We start from the raw sequence: 17535 nt of genomic DNA, 5'->3' as shown, positions 1-17535 counted from the left end.
CACGTCAGTGGCTGCTCTGTGAGCAGGCATGCCGCAAAACCTGTTTTCCCCCGCATCGTCTTTGACGCTCCTTTCGGCTTGCGTGCTGCACGCAAGTCTTTGTTCGTCCATTGGTTTTTCGCCAGCCGTGCTTGACCCGTCTTTTTTTTCGAACTAAAGTGGGGTGACGTGGGATAAAAGGGGTGAAAGTAGGTTGTGTGGTCGCCAAAAATAGCGCCAGCGCCGCTTCACCGTTTTCCCGGGGATTTCGAGGGGATTTGATGTCTTTTCAGGGTGCAACCGCACTGAGTCTTGATGCGAAGGGTCGCTTGACGATTCCGGCGCGGCATCGTGACGCCCTGATGAGCCAGTGTGGCGGCAATCTGGTGCTGACCGCCCATCCTCACGGCTGTTTGCTGGTGTATCCGCTGCCGGATTGGGAGCCGATCCGCGCCCAAGTGCTGGCTGCGCCGAGTTTTGATCGGACCTCCGCGGCGCTCAAGCGCCTGCTGGTGGGGAATGCGCGCGACGAGGAAATGGATGCGGCCGGCCGTGTGCTGGTCGCCCCCGAATTGCGCAGCCTGGCGATGCTGGACAAGCAGGTGCGTCTGGTCGGGCAGGGGCGCGGCTTTGAATTGTGGTCGGAAGAGGCCTGGAGCGCGCAGCAGGCGGAGGCCTCAGCCTTGTTTGCCAGCGGCGCCTTGCCGGCCGGTTTTGAAAACCTCGCGCTGTGAGCGACGAATTCAGTCACATCACCGTACTGCTCGACGAGGCGGTAGCGGCGTTAGCGATCAAGCCGGACGGTGTGTACGTGGATGCGACCTTCGGGCGCGGCGGGCATAGCCGGAAGATTCTGGCCGCACTGGGTGAGCAAGGCCGACTGATTGCGTTTGATCGTGACCCGCGCGCGATTGAGGCCGGGCGGGCTTTGAATGATCCGCGTCTGACGCTGGTGCATGAGCCATTTTCCGAGTTTGCCACGGCACTAGACGCGCTTGGTGTGGCGGCGGTGGATGGGGTTTTGATGGATCTGGGCGTGTCGTCACCACAGTTGGACGACCCGAGCCGGGGTATGAGTTTCAGGTTTGATGCGCCGCTGGATATGCGCATGGATCCAACGCGAGGCGAAAGCGCCGCGCAGTGGCTGACCCACGCTAGCGTGGCCGAGATGTCTAACGTGCTGAGGAATTACGGTGAAGAACGGTTTGCTCATGCGATTGCAAAGGCGATTGATGCTGCTCGGCAGGGGGGCGATGTTGCAACCACAGGCCAGCTTGCCGAGATCGTGGCGGCGACAGTCCGCACACGCGAGCCGGGGCAGCACCCGGCGACGCGCACCTTCCAGGCTCTTCGGATTTGCGTCAACCGCGAGCTTGAGGAATTGTCGCTGATCCTGCCGCTGGCCGTGACGCGATTGAAAACAGGGGGAAGACTGGTGGTGATTGCCTTCCATTCGCTGGAAGACCGCATCGTGAAGCGCTTCATGCGCGATCACGCGAAAGCGCCTGCGCTGCCGCGTGGTTTGCCGGTGCGTGAAGCAGATCGCCCCCAACCGCCGTTGAATCTGGTTGGTGATGCCGTGCGCCCCAGTGAGGGCGAGGTGCGTGCCAATCCGCGCTCGCGCAGCGCCATCATGCGCATTGCCGAACGTAGCAATGCCCGCCTGAGCGGAGGCGACGCATGGCACGCGTGATGGCCGTTCTGATGCTTCTGGTGATTGCCAGCTCCTTGGGCGTGGTGAGCGCGCAGCATCGCTCGCGCACCTTGGTGACGGAGATCGAGCGTGAGCAGGTGCGCACCCGGAACTTGCAGGAGGACTTCACCCGACTGGATATCGAACAGCAAGCCGTGGCCGCCTTGCCGACGGTCGAGAGGCTCGCTCGTCGCGCTTTGCATATGGATACGCCTGGTAAGGATGCCCAGATTTCGCTCGATTTCCTGGGGGAGAGGCGTTAATGAAAAAAGCCTACACCTTCAATCACAATCCACTGCTGTCGGATCGACTGCCGCAGTGGCGTGCCCGCTTTGTGCTGGCGATGTTGTTGCTGGGCTCAGTGACTTTGGTCGGGCGAGCGCTGTATTTGCAGGGAGTGAACAAGGATTTCCTGCAGCGCAAGGGCGAGTCGCGTTATGCCCGTACGCTTGAATTGCCGGCGAATCGCGGCAAGGTCACGGATCGGCATGGCGATACGCTGGCGACCAGTTCTGCGGTCAAGTCTATCGTTGCAATTCCGGATTTGACCAAGGTGTCTCCAGCAGAAGTGGCCCAGTTGGCGCGAGCGCTGGAGATTGATTCGCGCGAAATTCGTCGCAAGCTCGATAGCGGCAAAGACTATGTGTTCATTGCCCGCGAGGTTTCTCCTGAAGTAGCTGAACGTGTTTTGGCGCTCAAGCTACCCGGCATTCAGGCTCAGCCGGAATATCGTCGTTACTATCCTAGCGGTGAAATGGCATCACATCTGGTGGGCTTCACCAATGTGGATGATCGGGGGCAGGAGGGTATTGAGCTGGCGTTTAATGCCGATCTGACCGGAAAGGCCGGCTCGCGTCGGGTGATTCAGGATCGGCGCGGACAGATCGTCGAGGATGTGGAAACCATTCAGCGTCCGCAGGATGGGCACGACATACAGTTGGCTCTGGACGCCAAGATCCAGTATCTGGCGTATAGCGCCTTGAAGCAGGCGGTGTTGACGCACAAAGCCAAGGCAGGGGCGGCTGTGGTACTGGATGCGCGGACAGGTGAGGTGTTGGCACTGGTTAATAGTCCGACTTTCAATCCGAACAATCGCAAGGGGCTTTCGGGCGAGCAGTTGCGCAATAGGGTAATGACCGACAGTTTTGAGCCGGGCTCGACAATGAAGCCTTTTGTTGCGGCGATGGCGCTCGAATCAAACCGGTTTCGACCCGATACGCTGATTGATCTGGGTAAAGGCCGCTTGACGATTGATGGTGCCACCATCGGCGATTCGCATGAGGGCGGCGGGGTGATGAGCGTGAGCCAGGTCATCCAGAAGTCTTCAAACGTAGGTTCTGCAAAAATGGCTCTGGCATTTTCGCCCGAGCATATGTGGGGCGTCTATGACACGCTGGGTTTTGGTCAGCCGCTCAAGATGGGTTTTCCTGGTGAGGTCGGCGGGCGTTTGCGCCCCTGGAAAACATGGCGTCCGATTGAGCAGGCCACCATGGCCTACGGACACGGTGTGTCCGTTACGATGATGCAGCTGGCGCATGCCTATATGGTGTTTGCGCGTGACGGCGAGTTGATTCCCTTGTCGCTGACCAAGGTGGAGGCCGCGCCTTTGCATGGCAAGCAGGTCTTTAGTCCCGAAGTGGCGCGTCAGGTACGCGCCATGCTGGAAACGGTGACTTTGCCAGGCGGCACTGCGGTACGCGCACAGGTGCCTGGCTATCGCGTTGCCGGCAAGACGGGGACGGCTTATAAATTGGTGAATGGGCAATACACCAACAAGTATTTGTCTTCTTTTGTCGGTTTTGCGCCGGCATCCAATCCGCGCCTGATCGTAGCCGTGGCCATTGATGAGCCGGGCGGTGCCCAGCACTACGGCGGCGATGTCGCGGCGCCTGTATTTTCCCAAGTGGTCGGTGGTTCGTTGCGCGCTTTGGGCGTTCAGCCTGATGCGCCGATTGTGCCGATGCAGATGGCACAGCAGGGCTACAGCACACCCAAGGGGGCTATGTGAGTTCGACTATGGCCAGTGCAATCATGGCGCTGTTGCGTGCCGAGGCGGGCGATCTGCATCGGATCTCGGCAGACTCGCGCAAAATCGGGCCGGGGGATGTTTTTCTGGCCTATCCGGGCCACACGACCGATGGACGCCTGCACATTCGCGATGCAGTGAGTCGTGGCGCATCGGCGGTGCTGTGGGAGCGCGAGGGTTTCGAGTGGGATCAGGATCTTCCGACGCCGAATTTGCCCGTGGATAACTTGCGTTGGCTGGCTGGTGACATTGCCGACGAGGTATTTGGCAGGCCGTCTGAAAAATTGTGGATGGTGGGCATTACCGGCACCAATGGCAAAACCTCGATCTCGCAGTGGGTGGCGCGTGCGTTCAATCAGCTGGGACGCAAGTGTGCGGTGATCGGCACTTTGGGTTCGGGCTTTCCGGGGCGTCTGAACGCTACGGGGAATACTACGCCAGATGCCATTGTGTTGCAGGAGGATCTGGCGCGATTTGCGGCGGAAGGGGCGCAGGCCGTGGCGATGGAGGTATCTTCCATCGGCCTGGATCAGGGACGTGTGAGTGGTTGTCACATGGATGTGGCTGTATTTACAAACCTGACGCGTGACCATCTCGACTATCACCACACCATGGATGCCTATGCGCTGGCGAAGGCTCGCCTGTTCGACGCGCCGGGGCTGAAATCCGTAGTGCTGAATTTTGATGACTTGATGGGCGTGGTGCAGGCGCGCCGCCTCGCTGGCAATAGTAATTTGCAGGTCATGGGCTATAGCCTGATTCCCGATAATGCGTCGGCAGCCCCGGCGCATCACATGCTGGTGGCGGAAAATTTGCGCACCCTGCCCAGTGGCATGCGCTTCAATGTGTTGTTTGAAGGCAAGCGTGCCGACATGTCGGTGGGATTGGTCGGGCAGTTCAATGTTTCCAATCTGCTGGCGGTGATCGGGGTGTTGATCCAGTCCGGCTACAGCTTCGAACAGGCCATCGATGTCGCGCGTGAGCTGACCCCGCCGGAGGGGCGCATGCAGACGATTGGTGGCATCGGTGAGCCGCTGGTGGTCGTGGATTATGCCCACACGCCGGACGCTCTTGAGCAAGCTCTGTTTGCACTCAGGAGTACTGTCACCTCACGTCAGGGCAAGCTGATTTGCGTTTTTGGTTGTGGTGGTGATCGCGACGCTGGCAAGCGACCTTTGATGGGCGAAGTGGCGGCACGTCTGGCAGATAAAGTCGTGATTACCAGCGACAACCCGCGCAGCGAGGATCCGCAGGTCATTCTGCTTCAGGTCGCTCAGGGCGCTCCGGCAGCCGAATGTGTGCTGGATCGCGCAGAAGCAATCCGTCGCAGCGTGCTGCATGTCGACGTCAATGATGTCGTGCTGATTGCGGGCAAGGGCCACGAGGATTATCAGGAAGTGCAGGGTCAGAAGCATCATTTCAGCGATGCAGACCACGCTATTGCGGCGCTGACACTATGGAATCGCAAGCAGCAGGAGCCGCGCCCATGATGTCTTTGCAAGAGGCCGCACTGGCGACGCACGGCAAGTTGCTGGGCGCAGATGCGCAATTTTTGGTGGTGAGTACGGATACCCGTGAGGACTTGCACGGCAAGTTGTTCGTCGCCTTGTGTGGTGAGCGTTTTGATGCACACGACTATCTGGATCAGGCTGCGGCGCAAGGCGCGGTCGCGGCGCTGGTAGATTGCCGCGAAGACTTGCAGGCGCCCTTTGGTTTGCCCTTGGTGAAGGTGGCGGATACACGTCTTGCTTTGGGTGCCTTGGCCAGTCACTGGCGTGACAAGTTTTCGATCCCGCTGATTGGCGTCACCGGCAGCAACGGCAAAACCACCGTCAAGGAAATGTGCGCGGCGATCCTGCGCGTCTGGCTTGGCGAAGAGGCGGTGCTGGCGACGCAGGGCAACCTGAACAACGATATCGGCCTGCCGCAGATGTTGTTACGTCTGAACGCTGCGCATCGCGCCGCCGTGATCGAGATGGGCATGAACCATCCCGGCGAGATTGCCTATCTGGCTGCCCTCGCAAAGCCCTCTGTAGCCATTGTGACCAACGCCCAGCGCGCGCATCTGGCCGGCATGGGCGGTCTGAAAGCCGTGGCCGAGGAGAAGGGCGAGATTTATCGCGCACTAGGCCCGCAAGGCGTAGCGATCATCAATGTGGATGACGAGCATGCGACCTACTGGTACGCCGAACATGGCGATGCCGAAGCGATCGGTTTCGGTCTGGACCACGCCGCAGATGTCACCGCGACTTGCGTGGCGCAGGGGCTGGGCAGCCTGGTGCGATTGCGTACTCAGCAGGGCGAGGCCGAGTTCGTGTTGCCGGTGCCGGGCGTGCATAACGTGCGTAATGCGCTTGCGGCCGTAGCCGCCACGCTGGCGGCTGGTGCGCCGCTGGATGCGGTGGTGCGCGGGTTGAGTGGATTCGTTGGCGCCAAGGGGCGTTTGCAGCGCAAGCATGGCTTGCGTGGCGCGACGCTGCTGGACGATACCTACAATGCCAATCCGGATTCGGTGCGGGCCGGTATTGATGTGTTGGCGGAAGCGCCGGGCTGCAAAATCCTGGTGATTGGCGACATGGGTGAGATCGGTGAAATGAGCGCCCAGTATCACGATGAAATTGGTGGCTACGCCAAGAGCGCCGGCGTGGATCGCCTGTTTGCGCTGGGCGAGCAGAGCGCACTGACCGCGCGCAATTTCGGTAGCGGTGGCGAGCATTTCGATACCGTAGAGGACTTGATCGAGGCTGTTCAGGCCGCGCTGGGGCCGGATGTGCTGGTGCTGATCAAGGGCTCGCGCTTCATGCGTATGGAACGTGTGGCAGAGGCTTTGACCCTGCTGAAGAACAAGGACTGACAAGGGTCTACAGACAGATGCTACTAAAACTTGCACTTTGGTTAGGGGAAGATGTCCGGGCATTCAATGTGTTCGGTTACCTTACCTTGCGCGCCATGTTGGCGGCACTGACCGCACTGATGATTTCCTTCATTTTCGGCCCACCACTGATTCGTTGGCTAGCGGCTAAAAAAATCGGTCAGGCGGTGCGTGATGATGGCCCCAAATCACATTTGACCAAAGCCGGAACGCCGACCATGGGCGGTGCGCTGATCCTCATTGCCATCGGCATCACGACCTTGCTGTGGGGTGATTTGTCGAACCGCTACATCTGGATCGTTTTGTTGGTGACTCTGGGTTTTGGCGCGGTCGGCTGGGTCGATGACTGGCGCAAGGTGGTACATCGTGATCCCAAAGGTTTGCCGAGCCGTTGGAAATATTTGTGGACCTCGCTGATTGCCTTGTCGGCAGCCGTGTTCATGGCAATGACGGCGACCACGCCCGAGCAAACCGGGCTGATCGTGCCTTTCTTCAAAGCTGTGTCCTACCCGCTGGGGATTTATGGCTATGTGGCGCTGACCTATTTCGTGATCAATGGCACCAGCCATGCGGTTAATCTGACCGATGGCCTCGACGGTCTGGCGATCATGCCGACCGTGATGGTGGCGGCGGCGCTGGCCATTTTTGCTTACGTTGCGGGTCACATCGGGTTCTCGAAATATCTGGGCGTGCCTTACATCGCCGGGGCCGGGGAGTTGGCTGTATTTTGCGGCGCGATGGTTGGCGCAGGCTTGGGATTTCTGTGGTTCAACGCCTATCCGGCGGAAGTATTCATGGGGGATGTAGGTGCGCTGGCGCTGGGCTCTGCTCTGGGTACCGTGGCCGTCGTGGTGCGTCAGGAAGTGGTGCTCTTCATCATGGGGGGGCTCTTTGTGGCGGAAACCCTGTCGGTGATGCTGCAAGTGGCTTACTTCAAATGGACCGGCGGCAAGCGCATCTTCCGCATGGCGCCCTTGCACCATCACTACGAACTGGGCGGCTGGAAAGAAACCCAGGTGGTGGTGCGCTTCTGGATCATTACCTTGATGCTGGTGTTGTTCGGTTTGTCCACCTTGAAATTGCGATGAGGAAATGATGCGCTTCAAGTGGCCGGGGCAATCCCGCATAAGCAAGCTGAATGCTGCACCCCGCAAGGCGTGCGGCATTTTGCGTTTGCAGGGGATGAGCAAATGAGACCGGATTACAGCGGACAAACTTTTCTGGTGCTCGGTCTGGGCGAGTCAGGGCTGGCCATGATCAAGTGGCTAAGCCGATGTGGTGGCAGGGTATGCGTGGCGGACTCACGTAGCCAGCCGCCGGGTCTGGATGACTTGCGCGAAGCCTGTCCGCAGACGGAAATCGTGCTGGGTGGATTTGCGACGGACTTGCTGGATGGCGTGAGCGCAGTGGCGCTCAGCCCGGGCTTGTCCATCCATACGCCCTTGCTGCGGGAAGCGCGGGCACGCGGGATCACGATTACGGGCGAGATAGAGCTCTTCGCCCAAGCACTGCGGGCGCTGGGCGAGCGTGAACGGTGCAAAATTCTGGCGATTACCGGCACCAATGGAAAGACGACCACCACCACCTTGGTCGGTGAACTTGTGCGGGCTGCGGGGCTGACTTGTGCTGTTGCGGGAAACATCTCGCCGGCCGCACTGGATGAGTTGATGCGCTGCCTGGATCTTGGACAGCTGCCACAGGTGTGGGCGTTGGAGTTGTCGAGTTTTCAGATGGAAACCACGCATGCGCTGAATGCAGATGCGGCGACCGTGCTGAACGTGACGGACGATCATCTGGATCGGCACGCATCAATGAGCCAGTACGCGGTCGAGAAGGCGCGGGTGTTTGAGGGCGTGGGCATGCAGGTGCTTAACCGGCAGGATGAGTATTCCATGGCAATGGCGCGCGCGGGCTGTCATGTTCTGAGCTTCGGTTTGGATCTGCCTTTGGGCGAGGATGACTTTGGCGTACGTGAAATCGCGGGCAAGGCCTGGATGATGCGAGGCGATGAGCCCTTGCTGCCTTGCTCCGAGATGCCCTTGGCGGGCGCCCACAATGTGGCAAATGCGCTGGCGGCATTGGCGCTGTGCACGGCGATTGATTTGCCGATGGCGCCGATGCTGGCGGCGCTCAAGGGTTTTCGAGGTTTACCGCATCGCGTTGAACGTGTCGCGCAGCGTATCGATGGCGTGGTGTTCTACGACGATTCAAAAGGCACCAACGTTGGTGCAACCCTTGCTGCTTTGCAGGGTCTGGGTCGCAAAGTCGTGCTGATTGCCGGTGGCGATGGCAAGGGACAAGATTTTTCTCCCTTGCGTGAAGCTTTTCGTCGGCATGCACGTGCCGTTGTATTGATCGGTCGCGATGCCTCACGCATCGAAGCAGAAACCGCAGGCTGTGGCGTGCCATGCGAGCACGCCAGCAGCATGGAGGACGCAGTGAAAATTGCTAATGAATTTGCGCAGACCGGAGACGCGGTGCTCTTGTCGCCGGCGTGTGCCAGCCTGGACATGTTCCGGAATTACGCGCATCGGGCCGAAGTCTTCGTCGCCGCGGTGCTGGATCTAGATGGAGTCAGTGTGTGAGAAATAGCGGCATTCTTTCCTGGTCAGGGCGCGGGGCGGGGCCGAATCCCTTTGCGAAGCGTGCTTCGAGTCTGGCTTCGGGGCGTCTTGGTGGTGGGGTGCTACGCCCCGGTGAGCTGGATCCGCTGTTGTTCTGGTCGTCTGCCGTATTGTTGATTTTTGGCCTGGTGATGGTTTATTCATCGTCGATTGCGTTTGCCGAGGGCAGTCGCATGTCCGGCCATCAATCGGGGTTTTTCCTGTGGAGGCATGTCGTTTTTTTGTGCATCGGTCTGGTGGCGGGGGCGTTTGCCTTTCAGGTGCCGGTGCGCACCTGGCAGCAGTTGTCGCCCTGGCTTGCAGCGGCTGGTGTGCTGATGCTGATTCTTGTGCTGATCCCGCATATCGGTCGTGAGGTGAATGGTGCGCGGCGATGGATTCCTTTGGGTATTGCCAATATTCAGCCGTCCGAATTGATGAAGCTTTTTGTCGTGCTGTACGCCGCCGACTACACCGCACGCAAGTTGCCAGACATGAAAAGCTTCAAAAGAGCCTTCCTGCCGATGGCCACGATGATTTTGCTGGTGGGCTTCCTGCTCTTGCGCGAGCCCGATTTCGGTGCGTTCGTGGTGATCAGCTGCATTGCTTTCGGCATCCTGTTTCTGGGCGGTTTGAATGCACGTATTTTTGGCCTGTTGCTGGTCGTCGCACTGGTCGGGTTTATTTTGTTGATCTGGCTGTCGCCGTATCGACGCGAACGTTTGTTTGGCTTTTCTGATCCCTGGAAAGATGCGCTGGGTAGTGGCTATCAACTTTCACATGCCTTGATTGCCTTTGGGCGAGGCGAGTGGTTGGGCGTGGGTTTGGGTGCCAGCGTTGAAAAACTCTTTTATTTGCCTGAAGCACATACCGATTTTCTGTTGGCTGTGATTGCCGAAGAGCTAGGGTTTGCCGGCGTTCTGGTTGTTGTCGGTCTGTTTGCGGTGATCGTGCATCGCGCTTTCGCCATAGCGCGCCGTGCGCATCAACTTGATAAACACTTTGCGGGTCTGGTCGCACAAGGCGTTGGCTTGTGGCTGGGCGTGCAGTCGCTGATCAACATGGGGGTGAATATGGGCATTCTCCCTACCAAAGGCTTGACCCTGCCCTTGATGAGTTTTGGTGGATCGGGAATCCTGGCGAATTGTCTGGCCCTCGCGATTTTGCTGCGGATTGATTGGGAAAACCGGCAGGTAACGCGTGGAGGCGTGACGTGAGTACGTCTGCGCCGAAACTTCTGGTCATGGCCGGCGGTACGGGCGGTCACATTTATCCCGGCGTCGCCGTGGCGGAAGCCTTGCGCGCACGCGGCTGGCAGATTGCCTGGATGGGGAATGCGGATCGCATGGAGGGTCGGATCGTGCCGCAGTACGGCTACGAGCTGGCGTGGATTCGTTTCGGGGCGTTGCGTGGCAAAGGCCTGTTGCAAAAACTGTTGCTGCCATTGAATCTGTTGCGTGGATTCTGGCAGGCCTTGCGTGCCATCCGGCGGGTGAAGCCGGATGTGGTCTTGGGAATGGGCGGGTTTGTAAGTTTTCCGGGCGGGATGATGGCGGTTTTGCTTGGCAAGCCTTTGCTGATTCACGAACAGAATTCAATAGCCGGCTTGGCGAATAAAGTCCTGGCCGCAGTGGCTGACCGGGTGGCGACAGGCTTTCCGGATGTGATCAAGGGCGGGCTGTGGCTAGGCAATCCGGTGCGTGCCGAGATCGCTGACGTAGAAGAGCCGGCAGCGCGCTTTGCAGGACGCAGTGGCCCTTTGCGGGTGCTTGTCGTGGGCGGATCCTTGGGGGCTCAGGCTCTGAATGGTGCCGTGCCGCAGGCCTTGGCTCTGCTGCCAGCATTGAATCGTCCCGTAGTGACGCACCAATCGGGCGCGAATCAGCTGGAGGATCTGCGCAAGGCCTACGTCGATGCCGGGGTCGAGGGAGAGTTGCTGCCCTTCATTGATGATATGGCGGCACGCTATGCTGCGGCCGATGTGGTGATCTGCCGTTCCGGCGCGCTGACCGTGGCTGAGCTGGCGGCCGTCGGCGTTGCCAGTGTGCTGGTGCCTTTCCCGCACGCCGTCGACGATCATCAAACCGGCAATGCCCGGTTCCTTTCGGAACGTGGCGCAGCAGAGCTGATTGCCCAGCCGGAACTCAGTCCACAGCGACTGGCCGATTGGCTTGGCCGCGCTACGCGTGAGCGTTTGCTGGCGATGTCCCAGGCCGCCCGCAGCGCTGCTCGCGCTCAGGCCGCAGAAGATGTGGCGAACTTGTGTGACGGTTTGCGTCGGGGCCAAAAATAATGAAATCGCCCATGAGCCAATACCAGCGCCAGAGAGAGTGCGGCAGCGCGTCCGTCAAGACGTGTATTGCAGCGCAAAATTTGCGAAACTGGGTATTTGCTCGTTTTTCCGTTTCAGGGACTCACAACTTGATGAACCACAAAATCAATGCTCGCACTGGAGTGCGCGCATGAAGCACAAGGTTAAACGACTCCACTTTGTAGGCATTGGCGGGGCCGGCATGAGCGGCATTGCCGAGGTGCTGAGCAATCTTGGCTATCAGGTCAGCGGTTCTGATCTGACCGCCAGTGCGGCGACACGCCGTTTGCAGTCCTGTGGCGTCAAGGTCACGATTGGTCATGCGGCAGAGAACGTTGCCAAGGCTGACGCCATCGTGGTATCTACCGCGGTGAAGAACGATAACCCGGAGGTGATCGAGGCGCGTAGTCGTCAGATTCCGGTGGTGCCGCGTGCGCAGATGCTTGCAGAGCTGATGCGGATCAAGCAGGGCGTGGCGATTGCCGGCACGCACGGCAAGACCACGACGACGAGTCTGGTCGCCAGCGTGCTTTACGCGGGCGGTCTGGATCCGACTTTCGTGATTGGCGGGCGGCTGAATGCTGCCAGTGCCAATGCCAAGCTGGGCAGCGGTGAGGTGCTGGTGGCCGAGGCCGATGAATCGGACAAGTCCTTCCTGTTCTTGAGTCCGGTGATATCGGTGGTGACGAATATCGACGCCGATCATATGGATACCTATGGCCACGATTTCTCGCAGTTGCGTCAGGCCTTTGTCGATTTTTTGCACCGCCTGCCTTTCTACGGTGTGGCCGTGCTGTGCGTGGATGATCCGCATGTGCGCGAAATCATTCCCTTCGTGTCCAAGCAGATCGTGCGCTACGGCCTTGATCCGTCGGCGCAGATTCGGGCCGAGAACGTGCGCGCGGTGGGCAGCGAAATGCATTTTGACTGTGTACGCCAGAATGGCATAACCACAAGCATGCCTGTCGTGCTGAACCTGCCAGGGCTGCACAATGTGCTGAATGCGCTGGCGACGATTGCAGTGGCAACCGAGTTGGGTGTGTCTGACAAAGCCATTCAGAAAGGCCTTGCCGAGTTTCGTGGCGTGGGCCGGCGCTTTGAACGTTATGGCGAGGCGAGCTTGCCCTCTGGCGGCAGCTGCACGGTGATCGATGATTACGGTCATCACCCGGTTGAGATGGCGGCAACGATTGCTGCGGCGCGCGGAGCTTTTCCGGATCGGCGCCTGTTGCTGGCGTTCCAGCCGCACCGCTACACGCGGACGCGCGATTGTTTTGAAGATTTTGTCCGGGTCCTCGGCACTGTCGATGCGCTGGTGTTGGCGGATGTGTATGCCGCTGGTGAAGCGCCGCTGGTGGCGGCGGATGGGCGCGCGCTGGCGCGGGCTCTGCGCGTGAGCGGGAAAATCGAACCGGTATTTGTTGAGGATATTGCCGACATGCCGGCCAGCATTCTGGATGCGGCTCGCGATGGTGATGTGGTGATCACGATGGGCGCTGGATCGATTGGTGGTGTGCCGGCGCAGTTGATCGCGACTGCAGCCTGATGGATTGAGGAAGAATTTGTGACGATCGCAGCAAAAAACTTCGGCAAGATTGCCGTGCTCATGGGAGGCCCCTCTGCAGAGCGGGATATATCCTTGCTCTCCGGCAATGCCGTCCTGACAGCCTTGCTGGGTGCGGGTCTTCAGGCACATGCCTTTGATCCGGCGGAACGTTCGGTATGGGAGCTCAAGGAGGCTGGATTTACCCACGCCTTCATCGCCCTGCACGGGCGCTTTGGCGAAGACGGTACGGTGCAGGGCGCGCTGCAGACTTTGGGCATTCCCTATACCGGCAGTGGCGTGATGGCATCGGCTATCGGCATGGATAAATGGCGCACCAAGCTGGTGTGGCTGGCGGCTGGCGTGCCGACCCCCAAGTTCAGGATGCTTGCCCCTGGCGTTGATTTCTCGGGCGTTATGGATGAACTGGGTTTGCCGCTGATCATAAAGCCGGCACGCGAGGGCTCGTCGATTGGCGTCAGCAAGGTCAGCTCGGCGGCTGAGTTTGGTCCGGCCTTTGATGCGGCTTACAAGCTCGATCCGCTGGTGATAGCCGAGGAGTTTGTCAGTGGTCAGGAGATGACTGCGGCAGTGTTTGGCGATGTTGCTCTGCCACTGGTGCGCATCGAGCCGCTGCAAGGCGATTACGACTACCAGAACAAGTATTTTACGGACAATGTGCGTTATCACTGCCCGGCCGGGATTGCACCTGAGATCGAAGAGGCTGTGCAGCAGGATGCGCTGCGGGCCTTTCAGGTGCTGGGTTGTCGGGGCTGGGCGCGCGCCGATGTGATTTTGCGTGCCGATGGCAGCTACAGCTTTCTTGAAATGAATACCTGCCCGGGCATGACGGGGCATTCGCTGGTGCCGATGGCTGCGCGTGCTGCGGGTATCAGCTTCGAGCAACTGTGCCTAAATATTCTGGAGCAGGCAAAACTTGACTGAACACCAACCCGCTTTTGGCAAGCTCAACGCCGCGCAAGCTCGCGAGGCAGGGGCACGTCATGCCAAAGTGGGGTTCTGGCAGCGGCCGGACTGGATGAATCTGGTGTCTGGCGGCCTGATTTTGCTGGCCTCAGTCATGTTCGGGATTGCTGGCGTCAAGGCCGCGATGAAGCAACCTTTGTTTGCGCTGCGCGAAGTGGTTGTGGTTTCGCCCCTGGGGCATGTGACTCACGCGCAGTTGCGCTATGTGGCGACATCGTCCTTGCGCGGAAATTTCTTTACGGTGGATCTGGATCGTGCGCGCAAGGCATTCGAAAACTTGCCCTGGGTGCGCAGTGCGCAACTGCGACGTTTGTGGCCGGGCTCAATTGAAGTGGTGCTGGAAGAGCAGGTTGCAGTGGCCTACTGGCGCAGTGTTGATTCCGGTGACACGCGCTTGGTGAATAGCTTTGGTGAACTTTTCGATGCGGCCGCGAATGACAGCATGCCGGTGTTCAGCGGCCCCGAAGATAGTGGCGCGCAGATGCTCACGCAGATGCGCCACTTCAATGAGGTCTTGCAGCCCATGCAGCGGAAAATTGTGGCGCTGACCTTGTCGGGGCGGCATGCCTGGCAGCTCAAGCTGGATGATGGCATGGTGATCGAGCTGGGCAAGGATATGAGCAGGGACAGGGAAGGGCGTGTGGTCAGGGCGACGCCGGAAGAGCGGCTGGCCCGCTTTGTCGCACGCTGGCCGCAGACGAAGGAAAAACTGGGGAGGCCGGTGCTGATGGCGGATTTGCGCTATCAGAGTGGCTTTGCTGTACGCGTAGCAGGCAGCGAACAAGGAAAAGGCAAACAACAATGAGCAAAGACAGCAAGGATCTGATCGTCGGCCTGGATGTGGGGACGTCCAAGGTGACTGCGATGGTGGCGGAGCTGCGCCCGGATGGCCGTCTGGAGGTCATTGGCGTGGCGACCCAGCCCTCGTCTGGTCTCAAAAAAGGCGTGGTGGTGAATATCGAAGCCACCGTGGATGCGATATCCCGCGTGGTGCAGGAAGTCGAGCTGATGGCCGACTGCAAGATCCGCGACGTTTATACCGGCATCGCCGGCAGCCATATTCGCAGCTTCAACTCGAATGGCATGGTGGCGATCAAGGACAAGGAAGTTACGCCGCTGGATGTGGAGCGGGTGATCGAAGTGGCGCGCGCGATGCCGATCCCGGCAGATCAGCAGATCCTGCACATCCTGACTCAGGAATTCATCATCGACGGCCAGGACGGCGTGCGTGAGCCGATCGGCATGAGTGGCGTGAAGCTGGAAGTCAAAGTCCACATCATCACCGGCGCTGTTTCGGCCGCACAAAATCTGGTTAAGTGTGTGCGCCGCTGCGGTCTGGAAGTGGTGGACCTGGTGCTGCAGCCGCTGGCGTCGAGTTTTTCGACTTTGTCAGAAGATGAAAAGGATCTGGGCGTGTGTCTGGTGGATATCGGCGGCGGCACTACCGATATCGCCGTTTTCACCCAAGGCGCGATTCGTCACACCGCGGTGATTCCAATCGCCGGCGACCAGATTACCAACGATATCGCCATGGCTTTGCGTACGCCGACCGCCGAAGCGGAGGGCATCAAGCTGGATTACGGCGTGGCCATGCAGCATCTGGTAGATCCGAGCGAGGCGATTGATGTGCCAAGCGTAGGGGATCGTCCCTCGCGTCGATTGACGCGGGAAAGCCTGGCCGCAGTGATTCAGCCGCGCGTGCAGGAGTTGTTCGAGTTGGTGCAGGGCGAGTTACGTCGCAGTGGTTACGAAGAATTGCTGTCTTCAGGCCTGGTCTTGAGTGGTGGCACGGCGCAGCTGGTGAGCATTTGCGAGCTGGGCGACGAAGTGTTTCATGTGCCTGTGCGCGTTGGTGTGCCGGCCTATCAAGGCTCATTGGCCGACGTGGTGTGTCAGCCGCAATACGCCAACGTGATGGGCCTGGTGCTTGAAGGCGCAGCCCAGCGCAGGCGTGGTTTACAGGCACGGGATACGCGAAGTTTCCGTCACTCTTTTGAACGCATGAAGTCCTGGTTCGAGAAAAATTTCTGATGCGACACGGACTTGAGCGGGATGTATGGCCGTTCGGGAATAAGTTGTATTCGCCCGGCGTATTTAGTAGTACACTCCGGGTCCATATACTACATTTAGGGTGTTTTGATTCCGGTCAAAATACTTTTACTTCGGCAGCAAAGGAGCGCATATGGATCTGATCGAGATTGTCGAAAAAGAATCGACTGGTACTGTCATCAAAGTGATCGGTGTCGGCGGTGCTGGTGGCAATGCAGTGGATCACATGATTCGCGAGGGTGTGCAGGGCGTCGAGTTCATCTGCGCCAACACCGATGCGCAGGCGCTCAAGCGCTCGCTCGCCTCCCGCAAAATTCAGTTGGGCCAGTCGGGTCTCGGCGCAGGTGCCAAGCCTGAAGCCGGTCGTGCTGAAGCCCTCGAAGCCCGCGATGCCATCGTCGCTGCGCTGCAGGGCGCACACATGGTTTTCATCACTGCCGGCATGGGCGGCGGAACGGGCACTGGCGCAGCGCCGGTCGTAGCCGAGATTGCCAAGGAACTCGGCATCCTGACCGTGGCTGTGGTTTCCAAGCCTTTCGATTTCGAGAATCGTTTCCGTGTTGCCGATAGCGGCGTGGAAGAGCTTTCCAAGCATGTCGATTCGCTGATCGTGGTCCTCAACGACAAGCTGATGGAAGTCTATGGCGACGACGCCAGCATGGAAGAGTGTTTCCGCAATGCTGACGACGTGCTGCGCAAGGCTGTTGGTGGTATCGCCGAGATCATCAATGTGCCCGGTCTGGTGAACGTCGACTTCCAGGACGTGCGTACGCTGATGGCCGAGATGGGTCGTGCCATGATGGGCTCCGCTGAGGCCTCCGGCATGGATCGCGCGCGTATCGCTGCCGAGCAGGCCGCGGCGAGCCCGTTGCTGGAGGGTGTCGAGTTGTCCGGTGCGCGTGGCGTGCTGATCAACATCACTGCCAGCCGTTCGCTGAAAATGAGTGAAGTGCGTGAAGCCGTGCAGACCGTGCGCGCCTTTGCGACTGAAGATGCGACCGTGTTCTACGGCACGGTGTTTGATGACTTCATGGAAGACAGCATTCGCGTGACCGTCTTGGCTACTGGCTTGGGTGCTGGCCGTGTGGTCGCGCGTCAGCCAGTGATCCAGATGGTCAAGACCGGTACGGATAACGTGTCGATGGAAGTCAATTACGACGATCTGGCCATGCCGGCCGTGATTCGCCGCAGCACCCGCAGCACGGTGCAGGCGATGAGCGAAAACGGGATCGGCACTTACGACATTCCAGCCTTCCTGCGCAAGCAAGCTGACTGATCCTGTCCATAAGCGCCAATACCTTTGTCGACTTCGGCTTGCCGTGCAATAGCACTGATCTGCGCCTCGTCTTCGCGGTCTTGGCGCTTCTGAACAGGACAGAAAACCGGGCCTAAGCGCCCGGTTTTTTTACGCCCGAAATTTGTTGGCGCTTGCCGCATAATTGCAGCACTCAGCACTCAGCACTCAGCACTCA

General features: G+C 59.3%; 15 protein-coding genes. All 15 read left to right on the top strand.

Annotated features, from left to right (window positions below; translation table 11 throughout):
* Nucleotides 1-260 precede the first annotated feature (260 nt).
* Nucleotides 261-713, top strand: coding sequence for a division/cell wall cluster transcriptional repressor MraZ (mraZ, locus tag ABXR19_RS09490; RefSeq protein WP_354600883.1), 453 nt, complete (start codon nucleotides 261-263; stop codon nucleotides 711-713).
* Nucleotides 710-1672, top strand: a complete 963-nt coding sequence (gene rsmH / locus ABXR19_RS09485; protein WP_354600882.1) for a 16S rRNA (cytosine(1402)-N(4))-methyltransferase RsmH — start codon at nucleotides 710-712, stop codon at nucleotides 1670-1672. Before mraZ ends, rsmH begins: the two co-directional genes overlap by 4 nt.
* A complete protein-coding gene (gene ftsL / locus ABXR19_RS09480) occupies nucleotides 1660-1935 on the top strand; it encodes a cell division protein FtsL (RefSeq protein ID WP_354600881.1) in 276 nt (91 codons plus the stop codon). The genes rsmH and ftsL overlap by 13 nt, the downstream gene beginning before the upstream one ends.
* Nucleotides 1935-3680: a peptidoglycan D,D-transpeptidase FtsI family protein gene (locus tag ABXR19_RS09475; RefSeq protein WP_354600880.1), complete on the top strand. Its 1746-nt coding sequence runs from the start codon at nucleotides 1935-1937 to the stop codon at nucleotides 3678-3680. Before ftsL ends, ABXR19_RS09475 begins: the two co-directional genes overlap by 1 nt.
* Nucleotides 3681-3688: 8 nt before the next feature.
* Nucleotides 3689-5188 carry a UDP-N-acetylmuramoyl-L-alanyl-D-glutamate--2,6-diaminopimelate ligase gene (locus tag ABXR19_RS09470; protein WP_435594314.1) on the top strand — a complete coding sequence of 500 codons (1500 nt, stop codon included), beginning with the start codon at nucleotides 3689-3691 and terminating at the stop codon, nucleotides 5186-5188.
* The gene (locus tag ABXR19_RS09465) at nucleotides 5185-6552 is read left to right on the top strand and encodes a UDP-N-acetylmuramoyl-tripeptide--D-alanyl-D-alanine ligase (protein WP_354600878.1); all 1368 of its coding nucleotides are present in this window, start codon (nucleotides 5185-5187) and stop codon (nucleotides 6550-6552) included. The genes ABXR19_RS09470 and ABXR19_RS09465 overlap by 4 nt, the downstream gene beginning before the upstream one ends.
* A gap of 17 nt (nucleotides 6553-6569) precedes the next feature.
* Nucleotides 6570-7658 (top strand): phospho-N-acetylmuramoyl-pentapeptide-transferase, encoded by a 1089-nt coding sequence (gene mraY, locus ABXR19_RS09460; RefSeq protein ID WP_354600877.1) that lies wholly within the window; start codon nucleotides 6570-6572, stop codon nucleotides 7656-7658.
* 102 nt (nucleotides 7659-7760) lie between these two features.
* Nucleotides 7761-9155, top strand: a complete 1395-nt coding sequence (murD, locus tag ABXR19_RS09455; protein ID WP_354600876.1) for a UDP-N-acetylmuramoyl-L-alanine--D-glutamate ligase — start codon at nucleotides 7761-7763, stop codon at nucleotides 9153-9155.
* On the top strand, nucleotides 9152-10390 hold the full coding sequence (gene ftsW, locus ABXR19_RS09450) for a putative lipid II flippase FtsW (RefSeq protein ID WP_435594309.1): 1239 nt from the start codon (nucleotides 9152-9154) through the stop codon (nucleotides 10388-10390). The genes murD and ftsW overlap by 4 nt, the downstream gene beginning before the upstream one ends.
* On the top strand, nucleotides 10387-11466 hold the full coding sequence (gene murG / locus ABXR19_RS09445) for an undecaprenyldiphospho-muramoylpentapeptide beta-N-acetylglucosaminyltransferase (protein ID WP_354600875.1): 1080 nt from the start codon (nucleotides 10387-10389) through the stop codon (nucleotides 11464-11466). The genes ftsW and murG overlap by 4 nt, the downstream gene beginning before the upstream one ends.
* Before the next feature lie 169 nt (nucleotides 11467-11635).
* Nucleotides 11636-13030 carry a UDP-N-acetylmuramate--L-alanine ligase gene (gene murC, locus ABXR19_RS09440; protein WP_354600874.1) on the top strand — a complete coding sequence of 465 codons (1395 nt, stop codon included), beginning with the start codon at nucleotides 11636-11638 and terminating at the stop codon, nucleotides 13028-13030.
* An 18-nt stretch (nucleotides 13031-13048) separates the two neighbouring features.
* Complete coding sequence (locus ABXR19_RS09435) at nucleotides 13049-13972, top strand: D-alanine--D-alanine ligase (RefSeq protein ID WP_354600873.1); 924 nt, start codon at nucleotides 13049-13051, stop codon at nucleotides 13970-13972.
* A complete protein-coding gene (locus tag ABXR19_RS09430; RefSeq protein ID WP_354600872.1) occupies nucleotides 13965-14819 on the top strand; it encodes a cell division protein FtsQ/DivIB in 855 nt (284 codons plus the stop codon). Before ABXR19_RS09435 ends, ABXR19_RS09430 begins: the two co-directional genes overlap by 8 nt.
* Complete coding sequence (gene ftsA, locus ABXR19_RS09425) at nucleotides 14816-16045, top strand: cell division protein FtsA (protein WP_354600871.1); 1230 nt, start codon at nucleotides 14816-14818, stop codon at nucleotides 16043-16045. Before ABXR19_RS09430 ends, ftsA begins: the two co-directional genes overlap by 4 nt.
* Before the next feature lie 157 nt (nucleotides 16046-16202).
* A complete protein-coding gene (gene ftsZ / locus ABXR19_RS09420; RefSeq protein ID WP_435594313.1) occupies nucleotides 16203-17339 on the top strand; it encodes a cell division protein FtsZ in 1137 nt (378 codons plus the stop codon).
* Nucleotides 17340-17535 lie beyond the last annotated feature (196 nt).

This window comes from Uliginosibacterium flavum (assembly GCF_040566545.1).
In the GTDB taxonomy this organism is placed as follows: domain Bacteria; phylum Pseudomonadota; class Gammaproteobacteria; order Burkholderiales; family Rhodocyclaceae; genus Uliginosibacterium; species Uliginosibacterium flavum.
The sequence above is the reverse complement of the archived record's forward strand: the minus strand, read 5'-3'. Positions and strand labels throughout refer to the sequence as shown.

Coding starts and splice junctions, on each gene's coding strand:
- mraZ (WP_354600883.1), top strand. CDS start 261: ATGTCTTTTCAGGGTGCAACCGCACTGAGTCTTGATGCGAAGGGTCGC.
- ftsL (WP_354600881.1), top strand. CDS start 1,660: ATGGCACGCGTGATGGCCGTTCTGATGCTTCTGGTGATTGCCAGCTCC.
- ABXR19_RS09475 (WP_354600880.1), top strand. CDS start 1,935: ATGAAAAAAGCCTACACCTTCAATCACAATCCACTGCTGTCGGATCGA.
- ABXR19_RS09470 (WP_435594314.1), top strand. CDS start 3,689: ATGGCCAGTGCAATCATGGCGCTGTTGCGTGCCGAGGCGGGCGATCTG.
- ABXR19_RS09465 (WP_354600878.1), top strand. CDS start 5,185: ATGATGTCTTTGCAAGAGGCCGCACTGGCGACGCACGGCAAGTTGCTG.
- mraY (WP_354600877.1), top strand. CDS start 6,570: ATGCTACTAAAACTTGCACTTTGGTTAGGGGAAGATGTCCGGGCATTC.
- murD (WP_354600876.1), top strand. CDS start 7,761: ATGAGACCGGATTACAGCGGACAAACTTTTCTGGTGCTCGGTCTGGGC.
- murC (WP_354600874.1), top strand. CDS start 11,636: ATGAAGCACAAGGTTAAACGACTCCACTTTGTAGGCATTGGCGGGGCC.
- ftsA (WP_354600871.1), top strand. CDS start 14,816: ATGAGCAAAGACAGCAAGGATCTGATCGTCGGCCTGGATGTGGGGACG.